This is a genomic window from Pelagibacterium halotolerans (genome assembly GCF_044811015.1).
GTDB classification, from domain to species: Bacteria; Pseudomonadota; Alphaproteobacteria; order Rhizobiales; family Devosiaceae; genus Pelagibacterium; species Pelagibacterium halotolerans_A.
Genome location: NZ_CP085243.1, coordinates 2,257,309 through 2,276,008 on the forward strand (window position 1 = coordinate 2,257,309; position 18,700 = coordinate 2,276,008).

The window sequence follows — 18,700 nt, forward strand, 5'->3', positions numbered from 1 at the left end:
GAGTCAGACGGGAGGGTACCCCTCAAAACGGCGACCTCACCACCTCGAACCACAAATCCCGTCACTCGGGATTCGTCTCATCGACAAGCGCAGCCTTCGCCGCTCGAATCACCCACCCCTCCCTCGTCGTCCCCGGGCTTGACCCGGGGATCTCTGTGCCGCGCGAAGCCACCCATCCGGAGATTCACGCACGTCGGCGCAAGCTGCCACGCCCGGAGGTGGCCGGGTCAAGCCCGGCCATGACGATGGAGGGGGAGGGGTACGCGGAGAGGGAGGGGCAGTCAGACGGGAGGGCACCCCTCAAAACGGCGACTGCGCCACCTCGAACCACAAATCCCGCCACTCGGGATTCATCTCATCGACAAGCGCTGCCTTCCACTCCCGGCTCCAGTGCTTGATGTTCTTCTCGCGCTGAATGGCAATCGGCATTGTCGCGTGCACCTCGTAGTACACCAGCCGGAATAGCCGGTATTTCCCCGTATAGGCGTTGGGGATCAGCCTTTCGCGATGCGCGTATACCCGGCGCACGAGATCGTTCGTCACCCCGCAATAGATGGGGCGCCGTGAGAGATTGGTCATAAGATAGATATATCCCCCAGCCATGTGCGGATGAGAGGCTCAAGAAGTCGCCGGGTCAACCCCCGGATCGCGTCCGGGGGTGGCGATGACGAGAGGGGGGTATGGGTTGCCAGCAGCGCCGCAGAGGCGGAGAATCGCGACATCGCTATGACACATCACAGCCACCATGCACCACTTCCTCACCGCCCAATCCCCCATCTACCCCACCGCCCTCGCCGAACTCCGCGCTGGCGCAAAACGCACGCACTGGATGTGGTTCATCTTCCCCCAGATCGCGGGGCTGGGGCACTCCCCGATGAGCCAGCGCTACGCCCTCTCCGGCCTCGAAGACGCCCGCGCCTATTATGCGCACCCCGTCCTCGGCCCACGGCTTCTCGAATGCACACGCGCCGTGCTCGGGCACACCGATAAATCCGCGCACGCCATTTTCGGCGCACCCGACGACCTCAAATTCCGCTCATCGATGACCCTTTTTGCCCGCGCCGTGCCCGAAGAGCCAGTGTTCCGCGCGGCGCTCGAAGCGTTTTACGGCGGAGCGGAGGACCCCGAAACGGTACGCCGGGTGTAAGGCGGCGGGCGTTTTGGGTGAAACCCGAGGCGCACGCGCCGTCGGGCGTATCGGCATGCGCAAATCCGTGCGGGCGCACACCATCCTTTCCGCCAAGGGGTTCAACCGGCACGAAAAATCTGTAGGCTGGCAAAAAAATCGCGGCCAGCCATACGATGAGAACCGACATGCCCGTGCCTACCCTCCTTGCGCGCCTCGTGATGGCGCTGATGCTCGCCCTGCCGCTTGCGCTCGCGGGCGCTCCGGCCATGGCGCAGACGGGCACCGCGCCGGAAAGCAGCCCGGCCGAGAGCGCAGAATCGGTCGTCGATAACGCGCTCGAAACCCTCCTCAACGTGCTCCGCAACGAGGAGGCGCGGGCGGCGCTCATTTCCGAGCTCGAAAGCGCCGTTTCCTCGGCGCAGGAACACGCCGACACGGCGCCCGAAACCGTGGCGCTCGACGTGCGCTCGGTGGGCGGGGAGATCGCCGCCTTCACCGAAGGGCTGATCGACCGCGTCGCCGATGGCGCCGCCGAGTTCTGGGATCAGCTCCTCGCCGCGCCGCAGACCTTTGCCGCGCTCAACGCGGGCGAGGTGAGCCGGATCGGGCTCATCCTCGTCGATCTCGCCGCGCTCGTCGTCGTCACCTATGGCGTGCTCGTCTTCATGCGCACCGTGTTCGGCGGCCTGCGCGGGCGGTTGCGCGATGCGGTCAAGGCCGAGGGCTTCGTTGCCAAACTGATCGGCATTTCGCTGGGGTTCCTCGTCGATATCGGCTTCGCCATCGTCCCCTGGGCCATCGGCTATGGCCTGGCGTTGAGCGTTCTGGGCAATCAGGGCCAGATCAATTTCTCCCACTCGCTCTATCTTAATGCGTTCCTCGTCATAGAGATTTCCCTCGTGGTCCTGCGCGTCATCTTCGCGCCGCGCCGGCCCGATCTGCGGCTGGTGTCGGTCGCCGACGCGACCGCGCGCGGGGCGATGGGGTGGGGGCGGCTTTTGATTTCGCTTTTCGTTTACGGCCAGCTTTTGATGCTGCCGCTGGTCAACCAGCTGGTGGACCCGCAGGCGGGGCGGGCGCTCTCGGTGATCATGCTCATCGTCATCCTCGCGCTCATCGCCGCGCTGGTCACCGGGCTCCGCCGGCCCATCGCGCTCAAGCTCGCGCGGCGCTGGCGCACGCACCGGTCCGGCACAGGCAAGCATATGGCGGCCCGGTATTGGTCGGTGCCGATCCTTATCTATCTCGCCATTCTCGCGCTCATCGTCATCGTCCGGCCCACCGAGGGGTTCTATGGCGTGCTCGCGGCCAATGCCGAAATCGGCGCGGCGATCTTTGCGGGCATGATCGCCTACAACCTCATCACGCGGATGATCGGGGGCGGGGTCAAACTCCCCCCCACCATCGCCGAGCGCGTGCCGCTGCTCGAAGCGCGGCTCAACGCCTTCGTGCCGCGCGTGCTCTATATCGTCCGGCTCGCCGTCGTCGTCGCGGTCGTCCTGTTCTGCCTCAATGCGCTGGGAGCCTTCGACGTTTTCGCCTTCCTCGAAAGCCAGCTCGGCGCCCGGCTGGCGGGCACGACGATCACGGTGGCGGTCATCCTCCTCGTCTCCTTCGGGCTGTGGCTGGTGCTCAATTCCTGGGTCGACTACCGCATCAACCCCGATTACGCGGTGGGCGTATCCGCGCGCGCGCGGACGCTTCTGGTCCTTTTCCGCAACGCCGTCACCATTGCGTTGATCGTCATCGTTTTGATGTTCGTCCTCGCCGAACTGGGCCTCAACATCGCCCCGCTGCTGGCGTCCGCGGGGATCATCGGCCTCGCCGTGGGGTTCGGCGCGCAAAAGATGGTGCAGGACATCATCACCGGCATCTTCATCCAGCTCGAAGGCGCGATCGATGTGGGCGACGTCGTCCAGATCGGCGGGATTTCCGGCGTCGTCGAACGTCTGACCGTCCGCTCGGCGGCGCTGCGCGATCTCGAGGGCGCCTATCACATCATCCCGTTCTCCTCGGTCGATGTCGTCACCAATTATATGCGCGGCTTCTCCTACGCGCTGCTCGACATCGGCGTTGCCTATCGCGAGGATACCGAGGAGGCCAAAAAAGCGATCTACGACGCGTTCGACGAATTGCGCGCGGACCCCGAAAACGCCAAGGTCATCATCGGCGATCTCGAATGGATGGGGCTCAACGAGTTCGGCGCGAGCGAGGTCATCCTGCGCTCCCGCATCAAGACGCTGCCGGGCAATCAATGGGCCCTGAAGCGCGCGTACAACGCCATTTTGAAGCGCATCTTCGACGCGCGCGGCATCGAGATCCCCTTCCCGCACCAGACCGTCTATTTCGGCGTCGACAAGGCCGGCAACGCTCCGCCGCTCCACATGGTGCGCGACGATGCCACCACGGACGTCGAGCAGGAAGCGCCCCCCGCCGCCAAGCCGCCGCGCCGCCGCCGGCGCCGGTCGAACAGGGACGAAGTGGGCCTCCCCGCCGCCGACGAGGGCAGCGATTCCGGCGATCCGCCGCAATAAGGGCTAGCGACACGGGCGCGGCTCTGTTAGTCAGAGGTGCTTCTTTCCCTCCAAAGGAGCTCCGCCCCGATGTCCCCACTCGCCCAGCCCTTCGACGCCGTCATTTTCGATATGGACGGCACGCTGCTCGATACCGAATCGGTCTTCCGGTCGATCGTTTTCGAGGTCTGCACCGAGTTGGGCTATGAGATGCGGGACGAGGTGCATGCGAGCATCGTCGGCTCCTCGCACGAGGCGACCGAGCGGATGCTGGTCGAAGCCTACGGCGCCACCTTCCCCTATACGCTCTTTGACGAAAAGTGCCGCGCCGCGATGCACGAGCGCACGACGCATCAGGGCGTGCCGGTCAAGGCCGGCGCGCGCGAACTGCTCACCGCGCTCAGGGGCCGCGACGTCCCCCTCGCGGTCGCCACGAGTTCGCGCAGACCGCACGCCACCCGGCACCTGTCGCATGCGGGGCTCATCGAGCTTTTCGATACCGTCGTCACACGTGACGACGTCGCCAACCCCAAGCCGCACCCCGAGCCCTATCTCACCGCCGCCGCCCGGCTGGGTGTGAGCCCGGGCAATTGCATCGCCTTCGAGGATTCCCATTCGGGCGTCCGCGCCGCGCACGCGGCGGGGATGCGCACGGTGATGGTGCCCGATCTCGTCGGCCCCACCGAGGAGATCGCCGCCCTCTGCGCCGCCATACTCGAGAGCCTCTCCCATGCGCATGACGCACTCTTCGCCGTGCCGCAGACAACGGGCGATTGAGACTGCCTCTGCGAAGCATTTGCATTTAAAATCAAGGGGATAGACAAGCGCTGAGGACGGGTTTATGCGGAATGCAATCGAGAGACACCGCATGATGCAAAAACCCGTCAGCCTTGCCATCGGCAGCGTCATCGTGGGCATCGTCGTGCTCGCGCTCAAATACTGGGCGGCGGCGATGACCGGATCGGTCGCGCTATACTCCGACGCGCTCGAATCGATCGTCAACGTGGTAACGGCCCTGGCTGCCCTTGTGGCGGTCCGGCTCGCGCAAAAGCCCGCCGACGCGGCGTTGCCCTACGGCTATCACAAGGCCGAATATTTCTCGGCCGTGATCGAGGGCGTCTTCATCGTCGTCGCGGCGCTGCTGATCTTCTCGGAAGCGTGGCGCGCGTTCCAGCATCCGGCGATGCTCATGGCACCGGTGGAAGGGCTCGCGGTCAATGGGCTGGCGAGCGTTCTCAATGCGGTCTGGTGCTTTATCCTTCTCCGCGCGGGGCGGACGCTCTCCTCCCCGGCGCTCGAAGCGGACGGGCAGCATCTTTTCACCGACGTCATCTCATCGGCCGGTGTCATCGTCGGGCTCATCGTCGTCATCGTTACGGGCATGGTGGTCCTCGATGCTGTCATTGCGGTCATCGTCGGGCTCAACATCCTGTGGTCGGGCGCCAGGCTCGTTGCGCGCAGCGTAGGCGGGCTGATGGACGTCGCCGTACCCAAGGAAACCCTTGAAATCCTTCGCGAAACCATCAGCGCCAATGCCGATGGCGCGCTCGAGGCGCACGACCTGCGCACCCGCCGGGCGGGCCGGATGGCCTTCATCGACTTCCACCTCGTCGTCCCCGGCACGATGAGCGTCGAAGCCGCGCACGCGATCTGCGACCGCATCGAAGCCGCGCTCAAGGCCGAGACGCCCGAAAGCCTGATCACCATCCATGTGGAGCCCGAGAACAAGGCCAAACATACCGGTGTCGTGGTGTTATAGCTGAGGCGCGTAGAGTGCTTGCTTGCGCGTTGCAAGAATGCCTTGCAGCGAGAAAAAGACGATGCTGGCAGCGATGCAATAGGCCGCAAAGTATGGCCCTTGCGCCGCCACGGACACGCCCTGGTCGATAAAAACCCCGACAATTCCCGGCCCGACCGCCGATGCGAGCACCATCGCCGACGTCGCCACCGCACGCACCGAACCCAAATGCCGTGTGCCGTAGAGTTCTGCCCACATCGCATTCATGATCGTGCCGCTGGCACCGTTGGTGAACCCGTTGAGAAAGAAGAAGACCGGGATCACCCAGAAGGCCGAGAACTGCCAGATCAGAAGGTGCGAAAGCGCGGCGGGCAGCAGCAGGACGGGCAACAGCCGATAGGCGCCGAACCGGTCGATGAGCCAGCCGCTCGTCATCGAGGACATCACCGAAGTCACTGACATCACGGGGAAAAAGGCGGCGAAGGTCAGTAGGCCCCAGCCCTTGTCGGCGACGAGATTGGTCTGATGAAAGAAGATCGCCGTTGAAATTGCCGGCATCGCCAGCAGCCCGGCAAGGACGGGCCAAAAGACCGGGTCGGCGAGCACCCTGCGGCGCGTCCATTGGTCGCCGGTATGCGCGGTGCTCGCGGCGTCGGGATTGGTGAACCCGGCGGCTTTGGCGCGTTTGCCATCGGGGGGATTGGAAAACAGAAAGACGATGGCTGGCCCCAACACCAGCACCACGACACCCGCCGCGACGAGCCAGACATTGCGCCAACCGATCGCCGCGATGCCGAAAGCCACGAGCACCGGAAGGATCGCCTCACCGGTGTTGAGCCCCAATTGCGAGAAGGCCAGCGCACGTCCACGGAAGCGGTTGAACCAGCGCGACAGCGCAGTCGCCGCGTTGTGAGTCGACATGCCCTGGCCGAAAAAGCGTAAGCCGAACAGCGCGATAGCCAGCACCAGCACGCTTGGGGCAAAACTCATGGCCAAGCACATGACTGCAAGGCCCGCAGCGATCCCCCCCGCGAGAACGGCGGCGGGCACTCTGTCGGGCAGCGTGCCTGCCCATATCAGGCAGATGGCCGAGCACAACGTCGCGGCGGTGTAGATGAGACCGTATTGCCCGTCCGAAAGTCCGAACTCGCCCCGGATCGCCGCGCCGAAGAGCGCGATGAACAGGGTTTGTCCGGCAAGCGAGGAGAACATCGAAAGATAGCCACCGCCGATCCACTGGATCTGGCGCGGCGTCAATTCTCGCAACGGGGGTGATGGCGCGGTGAGTGACATGTTAGTGGCGTTCTAGGCAATCGGCGCGCTCATGTCACGCTCAAACACGTGTGTATCGGGCGCATTTTCGTTCAAATTGCACCATTTCACCTAACCGCATGCCAAGCCGAGGTCTTTACCCCCGAACCCATAACGGGTTAAAGAGAAGGCCGTTAACCATCGATTAAGCTTAACATCGCGTTAATCGAATGGTCTTTGTAGGGTCTTCCGCAAATGAGGGCACCGGGCAAGATTTGTCCGGCAAACGGGGACAGAAGGAACGATGGCGCGAAGCGGCAACGCCACCGAGGGTCTAAAACGGCGCATATTCGGCGCCTGTGTTTCCATCCTTTTTCTGGTCACTGCGGTTCCAGCTCAGGCCGAAGAGGCCCGGACGCTCACGTCGGAGCTGCTCGCCGATTATGTGGCGACGTCGTTCGTTCCGACCGAGGAACGCAAGGCACAGGTATCGGCGGAACGTCATTGCCTCGCGCAGGCGGTCTATCATGAAAGCCGCGGCGAGCCCGAGGAAGGCCAATGGGCTGTTGCCTCGGTCATCCTCAACCGCGTCGAATCGCCCCGCTACCCCGATACTGTCTGCGGCGTCGTTTTCCAGAACGCGGAGCTGCGCAATCGCTGCCAGTTCTCGTTCGCCTGCGACGGGCGGCCCGACGACGGCGGACACGGGAACATCATCGATCGCGAATCCTGGGTGAAGTCGCACGTCATCGCGCTTGCGGCCTACGATCAGTTCCTTGAGGGCAAAACGCCTGCCGAGGGACTCGCGACGGCGCTGTATTTCCACACGACATCGGTCTCGCCCTCCTGGGCCTCGGCCTATGCGCAAGTCGCCGCCATCGGCAATCACATCTTTTATTGATCCGATAGAGCGTGTCCGGGAGAAAGTGGTTACCCCTTTTTCGCTCACGCGGCCCTTGGGGTCGGTTCGGACACGCGACAAAACAATGATGTGAGGGCGTCATAGCAAAACGGCCCCACCACGGCTATGGCAGGGCCGCTCAAGCGTTTGGCAGGACGCCAGAGTCCGGGCGGGAGACGCTATTCCGCCGCGATCGCCAACCGGGGTCCGGCGTCGGCGATCTGGGCATCGGCGGCGCCGAACTTGGCGAAATTGGCTTCGAACAGTTCCACCAGCTTTGCCGATTGCCGATCGTAAGCGGCCTTGTCCGCCCAGGTCTCGCGCGGGTTGAGCAGAGCCGCATCGATGCCCTCGACCGCAACCGGAACGGCAAAGCCGAAGACAGGGTCGATGCGGGTTTCGGTGTTGACGAGTTCGCCCGAAAGCGCTGCGTTGAGAAGCCGCCGCGTATCCTTTATCGAGATGCGCTTGCCGACCCCATAGGCGCCGCCGGTCCAGCCGGTATTGATGAGCCAGCACTCGGCAAGGCTGTCTTTCAGACGCTTTTTGAGCATGCGGCCATAGACGGTGGGGTGTAGGCTCATGAACGGTGCACCGAAGCAGGCCGAGAACGTTGCCTGCGGCTCGGTTACCCCGCGTTCGGTGCCGGCGACCTTGGCGGTATAGCCTGAAAGGAAGTGATAGATCGCCTGGTCGGGATTGAGCCGAGCGATCGGGGGCAATACGCCAAATGCATCGGCGGTGAGAAGCACGACATTGGTGGGTGTCGGGCCGGTGCCGGTGCGCGAGACGTTGTCGAGCACGTAAAGCGGATAGGCCGCGCGCGTATTTTCCGTTTTCGAGCCGTCTGCGAAATCGGGCTCGCGGGTTTCAGGGTGCAGCACGACGTTTTCGAGCACCGTGCCGAATTTCCTCGTAGCGCCATGGATTTCAGGTTCGGCCTTGGCCGAAAGGTTGATGGTTTTGGCGTAACACCCGCCTTCGAGATTGAAGACGCCGTCGTCGGACCAGCCATGCTCGTCATCCCCGATCAGAACACGCGCCGGATCGGTCGAAAGCGTGGTCTTACCGGTGCCCGACAGCCCGAAAAAAAGCGCCGTATCGCCGTCTTTGCCGACATTGGCCGAGCAGTGCATCGGAAGGACACCCCGGCCCGGCGCATGGAAATTGAAGATCGAGAAGACGCTCTTCTTGATCTCGCCGGCATAGGCCGTTCCGCCGATCAAGACGATATTGCGGGCGAAATCGAGCGCGATGACAGTATCGCTGTTGGTGCCGTGTTTTGCCGGATTGGCGCGAAACGCGGGGTTATGCACGATGGTGATATCGGGCGCGAATCCCTCGAGCGCGGCCGCGGCGGGGCGAATAAGGAGATTGCGGATGAACAATGCATGCCAGGCCGAAGGCGTGAGCACGGCGATATTGCTCTGATGCCTCAGTTCCGCACCGGCATAAAGCTGCTGATGGAAGACCTCACGGCCCTCGAGTGCCGCGGCGAAATCCTCGAGCAGAAGGTCGAATGTCTCCGGCGTCATCGCGTTGGCGTTGTCCCACCACACGAGGTTTTCGGTTTTTTCGTCGCGAACGATGAACTTGTCCCTGACCGAGCGACCGGTAAAGATTCCGGTGTCGGCGACAAAAGCGCCGTCGGCACTCAGTGTGCCCTCGCCACGGCGCACCGCGTGCTCGACAAGCACCGGCGCGGCGTCGTTGAGATACACCTTCTGGGCCTTGGCGGCGATGGTCGCGGCGAGGCTTTGGCAGGTCGTCTTGGTCATGGCTCAACTCTCAAACAGCGGGAAAATAGGCGTGGCCGGGCATTTAGACGCCCCGCCGACCTTGGCGACGACAATAGGCGCACCATATGAGGGGAACCATCTGGCAATGGGTCTTAAGACGTTCGTCTAGGCGGCGGGAAAGCCCGGCGAGCGGAACCATTGGCTGTTGCCATAATTTACGCGTAATGTACGGGCCAAAACGCGACATCTAAAAACAACAATTGGCCCCATTGACCGCGCCGTGCCCACTCCTTCCGGGCCGGGCGCCTGTATAAAGGGAACCTTTATGCCGAAAATTGCCCTTGTCGACGATGACCGCAATATTCTCACCTCCGTTTCGATGACACTCGAAGCCGAGGGGTATCAGGTTGCGACCTATACCGATGGCGCCTCCGGGCTCGAGGGATTGAGTTCCGACCGGCCCGATCTTGCGATCCTGGATATCAAGATGCCGCGTATGGACGGGATGGAGCTGCTGCGCCGTTTGCGGCAGAAATCGGACGTTCCAGTCATCTTCCTGACCTCCAAGGACGAAGAGATCGATGAATTGTTCGGGCTCAAGATGGGTGCCGACGATTTCATTACCAAGCCGTTTTCGCAGCGGCTTCTCGTCGAGCGGGTCAAGGCCGTGCTGCGCCGTGTCGCCGCCCCCAAGGAGGCCGGGACGGTCACCGTTAACGGCGAAGACAATGGCGCAAGAGCAACGCTCGAACGCGGTGCGCTGGTCATGGACCAGGAACGCCATACCTGCACGTGGAACGGACAGCGGGTGACCCTGACGGTCACCGAGTTCCTGATCCTGCTTTCGCTCGCCCAACGCCCGGGTGTGGTCAAAAGCCGCAACGCGCTGATGGATGCGGCCTATGACGATCAGGTCTATGTTGACGACCGGACCATTGACAGCCATATCAAGCGGCTTCGCAAGAAGTTCAAAGCCGTCGACAACGGCTTCGACATGATCGAAACCCTTTACGGGGTGGGGTATCGCTTTAAAGAGCAATAGCGCGCTATCGGAACAGGTTGGACCCGTTTTGCGGTCTGATAGCGTGGCAAGATAAAGAGTCCGTCATTGGACGACCGGATTTCGCGAGAACAGAGCCGCGCCGCTGGCGCGGCGGGCAAATCTGACGCCGACAAGGCGCCCAAAACCGTGCGCAAGCCATTCCTGCGCCCGGTTTTTGCGTTTGCGCATGGGGTGGGGCGGGTGATCAATTTCACCTTCTTTGCCTCACTCACGCGCCGGATCGTCATTTTGAACCTTGTGGCCCTGGCGGCGCTGGTTGCGGGCATTCTCTACCTCAATTCCTTCCGCTCCGGACTCATCGACGTACGTGTGCAGTCGTTACGCGTGCAGGGTGAAATCATCGCTGCGGCCATTGCCGCCTCTGCGACGGCGGACTCGGATGTCATCAGCGTCAATCCCGACCGGCTGCTGGACTTCTATCAGGGCCAGGTTTCCGAGCCCTTTTCGTTCTTCGACCCGACGCTGCAATTCCCGATCAATCCCGAGCGCATCGCGCCGCTTTTGCGCAACCTCGTCACCCCGACCCGCACCCGGGCGCGGATCTATGACGATGCGGGGCTCATGATCCTCGATTCGAACAACATCTACGCAAGCGGCGAAATTCTCCGCTCGAACAGCACCACCACGCAAACGACCAACGAGTTCTTCCTGTTCGAATGGTGGAGCGCGATATCGCGCTTTTTCGGTGGTGGCAGTTATCCGCGATACCAGGACTATGGCGTGGACGAGGGGCTTAAATATCCCGAAGTCGCCTCGGCGCTCAGCGGTTCACTGTCCGATATCGTGCGCGAGGACGAGCGCGGACAGCTCGTGGTGTCGGTTGCCGTGCCGATCCAGCGCCAGCGCGCGGTGATCGGGGCGCTGCTTTTGTCGACATCGCCCGGCGATATCGACGCCATTGTTGCTCAGGAGCGTTGGAGTATCCTGCGTATTGCAGCGGTCGCCGCGACCGTCACGGGATTGATGTCGGTTCTGCTTGCCGGCACGATCGCAGGGCCGATGCGGCGCCTTTCAGAGGCCGCCGAGCGAGTGCAGACCTCGATGAAGGCGCGTGCGGAAATTCCCGACTACACGGACCGCTCCGATGAAATCGGTCACCTTTCGGGTTCGCTCAGGGCGATGACCAACGCGCTTTACAACCGCATCGAGGCGATCGAGCGATTCGCCGCGGACGTGGCGCATGAACTCAAGAATCCACTGACATCGCTGAGAAGCGCTGTTGAAACGCTACCGCTCGCCAAATCGGCGGCAGACCGCGAGCGGCTTGCCGAAATTATCCAGCACGACGTGCGCCGGCTCGACCGTCTGATCTCCGACATCTCGAACGCCAGCCGCATCGATGCCGAGCTGGCGCGCGAAAATACCGAGACGGTCAACATCGCTGGGCTGGCAGAAGCCATCGTTTCCATCCAGTCCGACCTCGCGGCCAAAAGCGATGTCAGCGTGGTTCTCAAGGCCCCCAAGGGTAAGGTCGAGCCTGTCGTCAAGGGTCACGACAACCGGCTGGCGCAAGTCTTCACCAACCTGATCGACAACGCGGTTTCGTTCTCGCCGTCCGGCGGTGTCGTGACGGTAAGCGTTTCAGTTGCGGGGGACACTGTGGTCACGCGCGTCATGGACGAAGGGCGCGGCATTTCGGGGGACGCCGAAAAGGTCTTCCAGCGGTTCTATACCGACCGGCCGGAGGGTGAATCGTTCGGCGACCATTCGGGTTTGGGGTTGTCGATATCGCGCCAGATTGCGCAGGCGCATAAAGGCACGCTAGAAGCAGGGAATCGGGATGACCGTTCGGGGGCGGTCTTCACACTCACTCTTCCACGGGCCAAAACGTGACAAAAAAGCATAATACCCATGGCACCGGCATTCTTGTCGCGCATCATGGCATTCTCCTGACCGGCGTCTCGGGCGCCGGCAAGTCTCTGCTCGCGCTCGACCTGCTTGAACAGGCGCAATTGCGTGGCGAGGACGCATTTCTGATTTCCGACGACCGGGTCGATCTCAGCGTCGACGAGGACGGGCTGGTGATGGAGCCGCCCGCGACGATCGAAGGCATGATCGAATTGCGCGGGCGCGGTATCATTAAGTTGCCGTATGCCAAATCCGCCCATGTGCATCTGGTCGTCGAATTTGTCGACACCATGGAACGGCTGCTCGAGGAGAGTGAACTTACGACACAGATCCACGGCATCTGGGTGCCCCGTTGCCCGGTGCCCAGGCGCGGGTTAGTGGACGGGCTGCATCAGCGCTTTTTGGTTCACGCAGCGCTCAGATCCCTCGGCGCGATAACATGATAAGCAGGGCAAACCGGTCAGAATTAACTTGAAACGCAATGCCGGCCGGACAACACTTCAGCCCGGTTGCGGTGCCTATAAGACGGAAAGCTGAAACGTATGATTGGCATGGTCCTTGTGACCCACGGCAGGCTTGCAGACGAATTCCGCGCCGCCCTTGAACATGTCGTCGGGCCCCAGGAGGCGATCGAGGCGGTTTCGATCGGGCCGGAGGACGATATGGAAGCCCGCCGCACCGACATCATTTCAGCTGTCGAGCGGGTGGATACCGGCGATGGCGTGGTGATTCTCACCGACATGTTTGGCGGCACGCCGTCCAACCTCGCCATCTCGGTGATGGAAGGCCGCAATATCGAGGTGATCGCAGGGGTAAATCTGCCAATGCTCGTCAAGCTTGCACGCATCCGTGCCGATGCCGATATGAAGGAGGCAGTGCGGTTTGCGCAGGATGCCGGCCGCAAGTATATTAACGTCGCAAACGATGTTTTGGGCAAATGAGTTCTATGGCTGAACCGGACCGGGCCGTATGCCAACGGCTCACGATCTGCAACAAGCGCGGGCTACATGCACGCGCTTCGGCGCGTTTCGTGCGCACGGCGGATCATTTCGATGCCGAGGTGACGGTCAGCCGCGACGGCATGACGGTCGGCGGCACCTCGATCATGGGGCTGATGATGCTCGCCGCCGGACCGGGCTCGACCATTCTCGTGCGCGCGACCGGCAACGAGGCCCGCGAAGCCATCGAAGCGCTGTCGGATCTCGTTTCGTGCGGGTTCGACGAAGACAATGAAGCCGCCGAGGACCTGACGCTCTAAGTCTTTGTTTTATCGCATTTTCGAACCGGAAAAGTCTTTCAACTTTTCCTGAAAACGCTCTAAGCGACAACGGGAGCACCATGATCAAGCGCACGCTCTGCCTTGCCGGCGCTCTCTTGGGTGGTCTCACCTTTTCCCAAGTGCCTGAATATACGCAACACTACACGCAGCGGCTGGGCGGTGCGATCGACGAGCTTCAGGCAATCATCGTGCGGTTCGACGCGGATGCGGCAGCGAGCGGGCTGACGCGCGCGGAAGGCCTTGCGCGCTATGATGCGAGCACCGATCCGTTTCTCAACGACCGTGGCGTTTCCATGCGGATGGTCTTTGCGCGCTATGAGGAACTCACCACGCAGCGGCGCGAACTCGAGACTGCCGATCCGATCGAAAAGACCATGTCGCTCGCGCGCTATTTCGACAGCGATGTCGGCACCGCCGCGCTCGAGGATTTCGCGCCCGCCGTTCCCGCGAATATCGAGGGGGTGGGCTTTGCCGTCGCGGGCCTTCTGGCGGGCTACGCTCTCACCTGGGGCGGCGCTACGGCCGCGTCGGCGCCGTTCCGCCGCAAAACGCGGCGGCAAGCGGCAAATGCGGACTAGGATATAAATAAATCTTTATATCTCGTATTGTACGAAGCCGCTGGCCCGCGTATAAACCGGGCCCAGATCGAAACTCCAAAACATGACGAGGCGGCGATGAAACCGGCAGCGACCGAGTATCAAGTCAAGGACATCTCCCTGGCCGAATGGGGCCGGCGGGAAATCGAAATGGCCGAAATCGAGATGCCCGGCCTGATGGCGATCCGGCGCGAATTCGCCGATGCGCAACCTTTGAAAGGCGCGCGGATCGCCGGCTCGCTGCACATGACGATCCAGACCGCGGTACTCATTGAAACGCTCGTCGCGCTGGGCGCCGAGGTCCGCTGGGCCTCGTGCAACATTTTTTCGACCCAGGACCACGCCGCCGCGGCAATCGCAGCCGCCGGCATCCCCGTTTTCGCGCACAAGGGCGAAACGCTCGAAGAATACTGGGACTTCGCGGATCGTATTCTCGACTGGGGCAATGGCGAAACCGCCAACATGATCCTCGACGATGGCGGGGATGCCACCATGCTGGTCCTCACCGGCGCCAAGGCCGAGACCGACCCGTCGGTCATCGCGCACCCCAAGAGCGAGGAAGAGGAATACTTTGCCGCACAGGTCAAAAAGCGCCTCGCCGCCGAGCCTGGCTTCTACTCCAGGGTCAAGGCCAACATCCGCGGCGTTTCGGAAGAAACCACCACCGGGGTGATGCGCCTCTATCAGCTCCATGAGCGCGGCGAGCTGCCGTTCCCCGCGATCAACGTCAACGACAGCGTCACCAAATCGAAATTCGACAACAAATATGGCTGCCGCGAGAGCCTCGTGGATGCCATCCGCCGGGGCACCGACGTGATGATGGCCGGCAAGGTCGCCATCGTCTGCGGCTATGGCGATGTGGGCAAGGGCTCGGCGCAGTCGCTGCGCGGCGCGGGTGCACGGGTCAAAGTGACCGAAATCGACCCGATCTGCGCGCTGCAGGCGGCAATGGACGGGTTCGAGGTCGTCACCCTCGAAGACGCCGCCCCCACCGCCGACATCATCGTCACGGCGACCGGTAACAAGGACGTCGTCACGATCGACCACATGCGCCAGCTCAAGGACATGGCGATCGTGTGCAATATCGGGCACTTCGACAATGAAATTCAGGTGTCCGAACTCCGGAACTTCCCCTGGACCAACGTCAAGCCGCAGGTCGACCTCGTCACCTTCCCGACGGGCAACCGCATGATCCTTCTCTCGCAGGGCCGGCTGGTCAATCTCGGTAACGCGACCGGACACCCGTCCTTCGTGATGAGCGCGAGCTTCGCCAACCAGACGCTGGCGCAGATCGAATTGTGGACCAAGGCGGATGCGTATGAAAACGCCGTGCACGTCCTGCCCAAACATCTCGATGAAAAGGTCGCCACGCTGCACCTGGACAAACTCGGCGCGAAGCTGACCAAGCTTTCGGACACGCAGGCCGCCTATATCGGGGTGACGCCGGAAGGCCCATTCAAGCCCGATCACTACCGGTACTAACGCGCTAAAGGGCCCTGCGGGGCCCTTTTTTCTTGCCCGCCTGAAACGCAAATCACCCCTTTGGCGCCGCGCAAGCGCAAAGTTATCCACGCATACGCGAGTTTGACTCTTGGAGGCGATTCGGGCGCCGGGTATGGTTAAGTGATTCGGTCACCCGGTCGCGGTGACATTGGCGGGCAAGTTTCAACAGTACAGGGACAACAGGTATGCGTCCGGCTGGATTCCGGAAACGAACGGGATTCCTGGCAGTTTCGACAGCACACCTTGCCCTTTTTTCGGCAAGCCCGGCCCTCGCCACCCCGCTTTCAGCCGCAACGGTCGCAAGTGCCGCGCCCTATGCGATCGCGCTGGGCGCCGCCGGGTTTGGTGTCGCGGCAACGCTTATGGCGGCCAAGTGGCGGCGGATCGCCGAGGCTGCGCACCGGCGTTCGACCGAGCGGTTGGGCACCATGCGCGCCGCGCTCGACGAGTTCGAAACGCTGCTATCGGGCATGCCCGAAGTCACCATCATCTGGAAGGATAGCGGGCTCGAACCCTCGATCCTCGGCCCCGTCACGGAAATCCTGCCCGGTGAAACACGTCCCGAAGCGGTGCTCGATTTCCGCTCCTGGCTCGAAGCCGGGCCCGCCAGGGACCTTGCCAACCGCCTCACCGATCTCCGGATCGACGGTCGGACCTTCGAGATATCGGTGCCCGCGCGCGACGGACGCATCATCCGCGCCGCAGGGCGCCTGATCGGCGATACCGCCTGTGTCCGCCTGCGTCCTTCGGGCGCGACCGTTGAGCCGCCACTCCAGGGCGACGCGCTCACCCGCATCCCCTCGCTTGCGGACGCACAGGCGATCCTCGCCAGTCTTACCATCCCCGCATGGCTGCGCGACAAGGACGGGCTGCTGGTTTACGCCAACGCGGCCTATCTGCACTTCACGCGCTCGCTGGGGCTTAAAGGCGAGCGTGGCACCGCACCGGATATCTTCGACGTGGAAACCCGCGAGCGGCATATCCGCTCGCTAGAGGACGCCAGCGACACCATCGCGATCACCGAAGAGCACGAGACCGCCGGCAAGCTCGATCTCGTGCTTTTTCCCCTTTCGGGTGGCAGCGCGGGATATTGCTACCTCCCGCAAGCCCGCCCGCAAAAGGCCGAACCGGAGCGCACCGAGCCCGATCTGGGGCACCTGACCACCGTTATCGACGCGCTGGCGACGCCTGTGGCGGTGTTCGACAAGAACCGTCGGCTGACCCACTACAACAGCGCCTATGCCGAATTCTGGGGGCTCGATATCGACTGGCTCAATACCGAGCCGGACGAGCGCGCCATTCTCGACAAGCTACGCACGCAAGGCCTGCTGCCCTCTGAGCCCGACTATCGCGACTGGCGCGCGAAACACCTGATGAGCTACGCGCTCACCGCGCCGCGCGAAACGCCATGGTATCTGCCTGACGGGCGCTGCGCCAATGTGATCGCCGCACCTGCGACAGGGACGGGTGGCGTAATATACGTCTTCGAGGACATGACCGAGCGCCTTGCGCTCGAAACACGCCACAACGCCCTCATCCACGTGCAGCGCGAAACCTTGAATGCGTTGACCGAGGGCGTTGCCGTGTTCGGCACCAACGGACGGTTGAAGCTCCACAATCCACGGCTGTCTCTCTTGTGGAAACTGCCGATGAATGCGCTGGGGAGCCACCCGCATATCGACGAGTTGACCGAGGCGGCGGGCGATACCTTCCCCGAGGATGGCACGCGCATCTGGCGCGAGCTCAAGCAAGGCATTATCGACCTCAACCCCACCCGCTCGGACACGAAGGGCCGGATTGCGCGCTCGGACGGGCGGCTTTTAGATTACGCCATCGTCCGGCTGCCCGACGGGCAAACGATGATGACCTTCGTCGATGTCTCTGAAAGCGCCAACTACGAACGCGTCCTCAAGGAGCGCAACGAGGCGCTGATCGCAGCGGACAAGCTCAAGGACACCTTCGTCCAGAACGTCTCGTACGAGTTGCGCTCGCCCTTGACCAACATCATCGGCTTTGCCGATCTCTTGGCGAGCCAGGAAGTGGGCCCGCTCAACGAGCGCCAGCGCACATATACCGAATATATACGCTCTTCGAGCGCCAATCTGGGGCTTTTGATCGACAACATTCTCGATCTCGCCACGGTGGATGCAGGTATCGCGCAGCTCAATACGTCTGTGCTCGATATCGACACTATTGTCGAAAAGGCCAAGGCAGGGCTTTCCGCCGCGTCTTCGGGTTCGGAGCGGCCGGTCGACCTCGAAGTCCACATTGCCCGCGACCTGCCGACCTTCATCGCGGATGGCACCCGGATCGTGCAGGTGCTCTACAATCTCCTGTCCAACGCAGCGAGATTCTCCGATCCGGGCGCGCGAATCTGGCTCGATGTCTCGGCGCGCGGCGACCGCATTGTCTTCACCGTCGAAGACGAGGGCGTTGGCATTCCCGAGGATATGCGCTCGGCAATGTTCCAGCGCTTCGAGGGACAATCCGTCGAGGGCCGCCAGCGCGGCGCGGGGCTGGGCCTCGCCATCGTCAAGACCTTCGTCAACCTGCATGGCGGCACCGTTTCGGTTGAGGCGCGCGAGCCGCGCGGCACGAAGGTTACCGTGATTGTGCCGGCCAATACGCAGGCCGCGCTCAACGCGGGCGAATAGCCCATGCTTACGCTCTTCGCTCACGACGCAGCGGCCACCGATGCAATCGGCGCCGCTCTGGCGCGGGTTGTGAAGCCAGGCGATATCTTGTCGCTTTATGGCGACCTCGGTGCGGGCAAGACAGCCCTCGCTCGTGCAGTGATCCGCGCCCGGCTCAACGATTCCCACCTCGATGTACCCTCGCCGACTTTCGCGCTCATACAACCCTATCCGGGCGTGATTCACGCCGATCTCTACCGGTTGTCCGACGAAAGCGAACTCGAGGAGTTGGGTCTTCTCGACAATCCGGACGCCATTATTCTCGTCGAATGGCCAGACCGCGCGCCGCATCTCGAAACGCTCCCCGGCTACGCGATCACGCTGACGCTGCATGGGACCGGTGAAGAGCGTATCCTCACCATCACCGAGCGCGGCGGACGCACTCTCGATCCCCTCGCCCTGGCCCTTGCACCCTGGGCGATCAACCCGCAAAAGTAGGGTCTGCGA

At 62.7% G+C, this 18,700-nt stretch carries 17 protein-coding genes; 14 read left to right on the plus strand and 3 right to left on the minus strand.

Going from position 1 to position 18,700, the window contains the following annotated elements:
• Nucleotides 1-300 precede the first annotated feature (300 nt).
• Nucleotides 301-603 carry a GIY-YIG nuclease family protein gene (locus LG281_RS11100; protein WP_404400635.1) on the minus strand — a complete coding sequence of 101 codons (303 nt, stop codon included), beginning with the start codon at nt 601-603 and terminating at the stop codon, nt 301-303.
• Nucleotides 604-745: 142 nt separating this feature from the next.
• Between LG281_RS11100 and LG281_RS11105 the strand changes: the two genes are divergently transcribed.
• The 4 genes from LG281_RS11105 to LG281_RS11120 all read left to right on the plus strand — a co-directional run bounded on the left by LG281_RS11105 (nt 746) and on the right by LG281_RS11120 (nt 5,401).
• The gene (locus LG281_RS11105; RefSeq protein WP_404400637.1) at nt 746-1,147 is read left to right on the plus strand and encodes a DUF1810 domain-containing protein; all 402 of its coding nucleotides are present in this window, start codon (nt 746-748) and stop codon (nt 1,145-1,147) included.
• A gap of 167 nt (nt 1,148-1,314) precedes the next feature.
• Nucleotides 1,315-3,663, plus strand: coding sequence for a mechanosensitive ion channel domain-containing protein (locus LG281_RS11110; protein ID WP_404400639.1), 2,349 nt, complete (start codon nt 1,315-1,317; stop codon nt 3,661-3,663).
• A gap of 69 nt (nt 3,664-3,732) precedes the next feature.
• Nucleotides 3,733-4,419 carry an HAD family hydrolase gene (locus tag LG281_RS11115; protein WP_404400641.1) on the plus strand — a complete coding sequence of 229 codons (687 nt, stop codon included), beginning with the start codon at nt 3,733-3,735 and terminating at the stop codon, nt 4,417-4,419.
• 91 nt (nt 4,420-4,510) lie between these two features.
• A complete protein-coding gene (locus LG281_RS11120) occupies nt 4,511-5,401 on the plus strand; it encodes a cation diffusion facilitator family transporter (RefSeq protein WP_404400643.1) in 891 nt (296 codons plus the stop codon).
• On the opposite strand, the gene LG281_RS11125 is transcribed toward LG281_RS11120, so the two are convergent.
• A complete protein-coding gene (locus tag LG281_RS11125; RefSeq protein ID WP_404400645.1) occupies nt 5,396-6,673 on the minus strand; it encodes an MFS transporter in 1,278 nt (425 codons plus the stop codon). The two genes, LG281_RS11120 and LG281_RS11125, sit on opposite strands and share 6 nt — an antisense overlap.
• 262 nt (nt 6,674-6,935) lie before the next feature.
• Here LG281_RS11125 and LG281_RS11130 point away from each other — a divergent pair, with 262 nt between their 5' ends.
• On the plus strand, nt 6,936-7,532 hold the full coding sequence (locus tag LG281_RS11130) for a cell wall hydrolase (protein ID WP_404400648.1): 597 nt from the start codon (nt 6,936-6,938) through the stop codon (nt 7,530-7,532).
• 179 nt (nt 7,533-7,711) lie between these two features.
• On the opposite strand, the gene LG281_RS11135 is transcribed toward LG281_RS11130, so the two are convergent.
• Nucleotides 7,712-9,310 carry a phosphoenolpyruvate carboxykinase gene (locus LG281_RS11135; protein ID WP_404400651.1) on the minus strand — a complete coding sequence of 533 codons (1,599 nt, stop codon included), beginning with the start codon at nt 9,308-9,310 and terminating at the stop codon, nt 7,712-7,714.
• Nucleotides 9,311-9,596: 286 nt separating this feature from the next.
• Between LG281_RS11135 and LG281_RS11140 the strand changes: the two genes are divergently transcribed.
• The 9 genes from LG281_RS11140 (at nt 9,597) to tsaE (ending at nt 18,691) form a co-directional block, all read left to right on the plus strand.
• On the plus strand, nt 9,597-10,313 hold the full coding sequence (locus tag LG281_RS11140) for a response regulator transcription factor (protein ID WP_404400654.1): 717 nt from the start codon (nt 9,597-9,599) through the stop codon (nt 10,311-10,313).
• Nucleotides 10,314-10,379: 66 nt separating this feature from the next.
• Entirely contained in the window at nt 10,380-12,167 is a 1,788-nt protein-coding gene (locus LG281_RS11145) for a stimulus-sensing domain-containing protein (protein WP_404400656.1), read from the plus strand.
• Nucleotides 12,164-12,625: an HPr kinase/phosphorylase gene (locus LG281_RS11150; RefSeq protein WP_404400658.1), complete on the plus strand. Its 462-nt coding sequence runs from the start codon at nt 12,164-12,166 to the stop codon at nt 12,623-12,625. Before LG281_RS11145 ends, LG281_RS11150 begins: the two co-directional genes overlap by 4 nt.
• A 99-nt stretch (nt 12,626-12,724) precedes the next feature.
• Nucleotides 12,725-13,123 carry a PTS sugar transporter subunit IIA gene (locus LG281_RS11155; RefSeq protein ID WP_404400660.1) on the plus strand — a complete coding sequence of 133 codons (399 nt, stop codon included), beginning with the start codon at nt 12,725-12,727 and terminating at the stop codon, nt 13,121-13,123.
• A 5-nt stretch (nt 13,124-13,128) separates the two neighbouring features.
• Nucleotides 13,129-13,440, plus strand: a complete 312-nt coding sequence (locus LG281_RS11160; RefSeq protein ID WP_404406707.1) for an HPr family phosphocarrier protein — start codon at nt 13,129-13,131, stop codon at nt 13,438-13,440.
• A gap of 80 nt (nt 13,441-13,520) precedes the next feature.
• Entirely contained in the window at nt 13,521-14,039 is a 519-nt protein-coding gene (locus LG281_RS11165; protein ID WP_404400662.1) for a DUF2937 family protein, read from the plus strand.
• 96 nt (nt 14,040-14,135) lie between these two features.
• Complete coding sequence (ahcY, locus tag LG281_RS11170) at nt 14,136-15,539, plus strand: adenosylhomocysteinase (protein WP_404400664.1); 1,404 nt, start codon at nt 14,136-14,138, stop codon at nt 15,537-15,539.
• 206 nt (nt 15,540-15,745) lie between these two features.
• Nucleotides 15,746-18,214: an ATP-binding protein gene (locus LG281_RS11175; RefSeq protein WP_404400666.1), complete on the plus strand. Its 2,469-nt coding sequence runs from the start codon at nt 15,746-15,748 to the stop codon at nt 18,212-18,214.
• Between the two features lie 3 nt (nt 18,215-18,217).
• Nucleotides 18,218-18,691 carry a tRNA (adenosine(37)-N6)-threonylcarbamoyltransferase complex ATPase subunit type 1 TsaE gene (tsaE, locus tag LG281_RS11180; protein ID WP_404400669.1) on the plus strand — a complete coding sequence of 158 codons (474 nt, stop codon included), beginning with the start codon at nt 18,218-18,220 and terminating at the stop codon, nt 18,689-18,691.
• Nucleotides 18,692-18,700 lie beyond the last annotated feature (9 nt).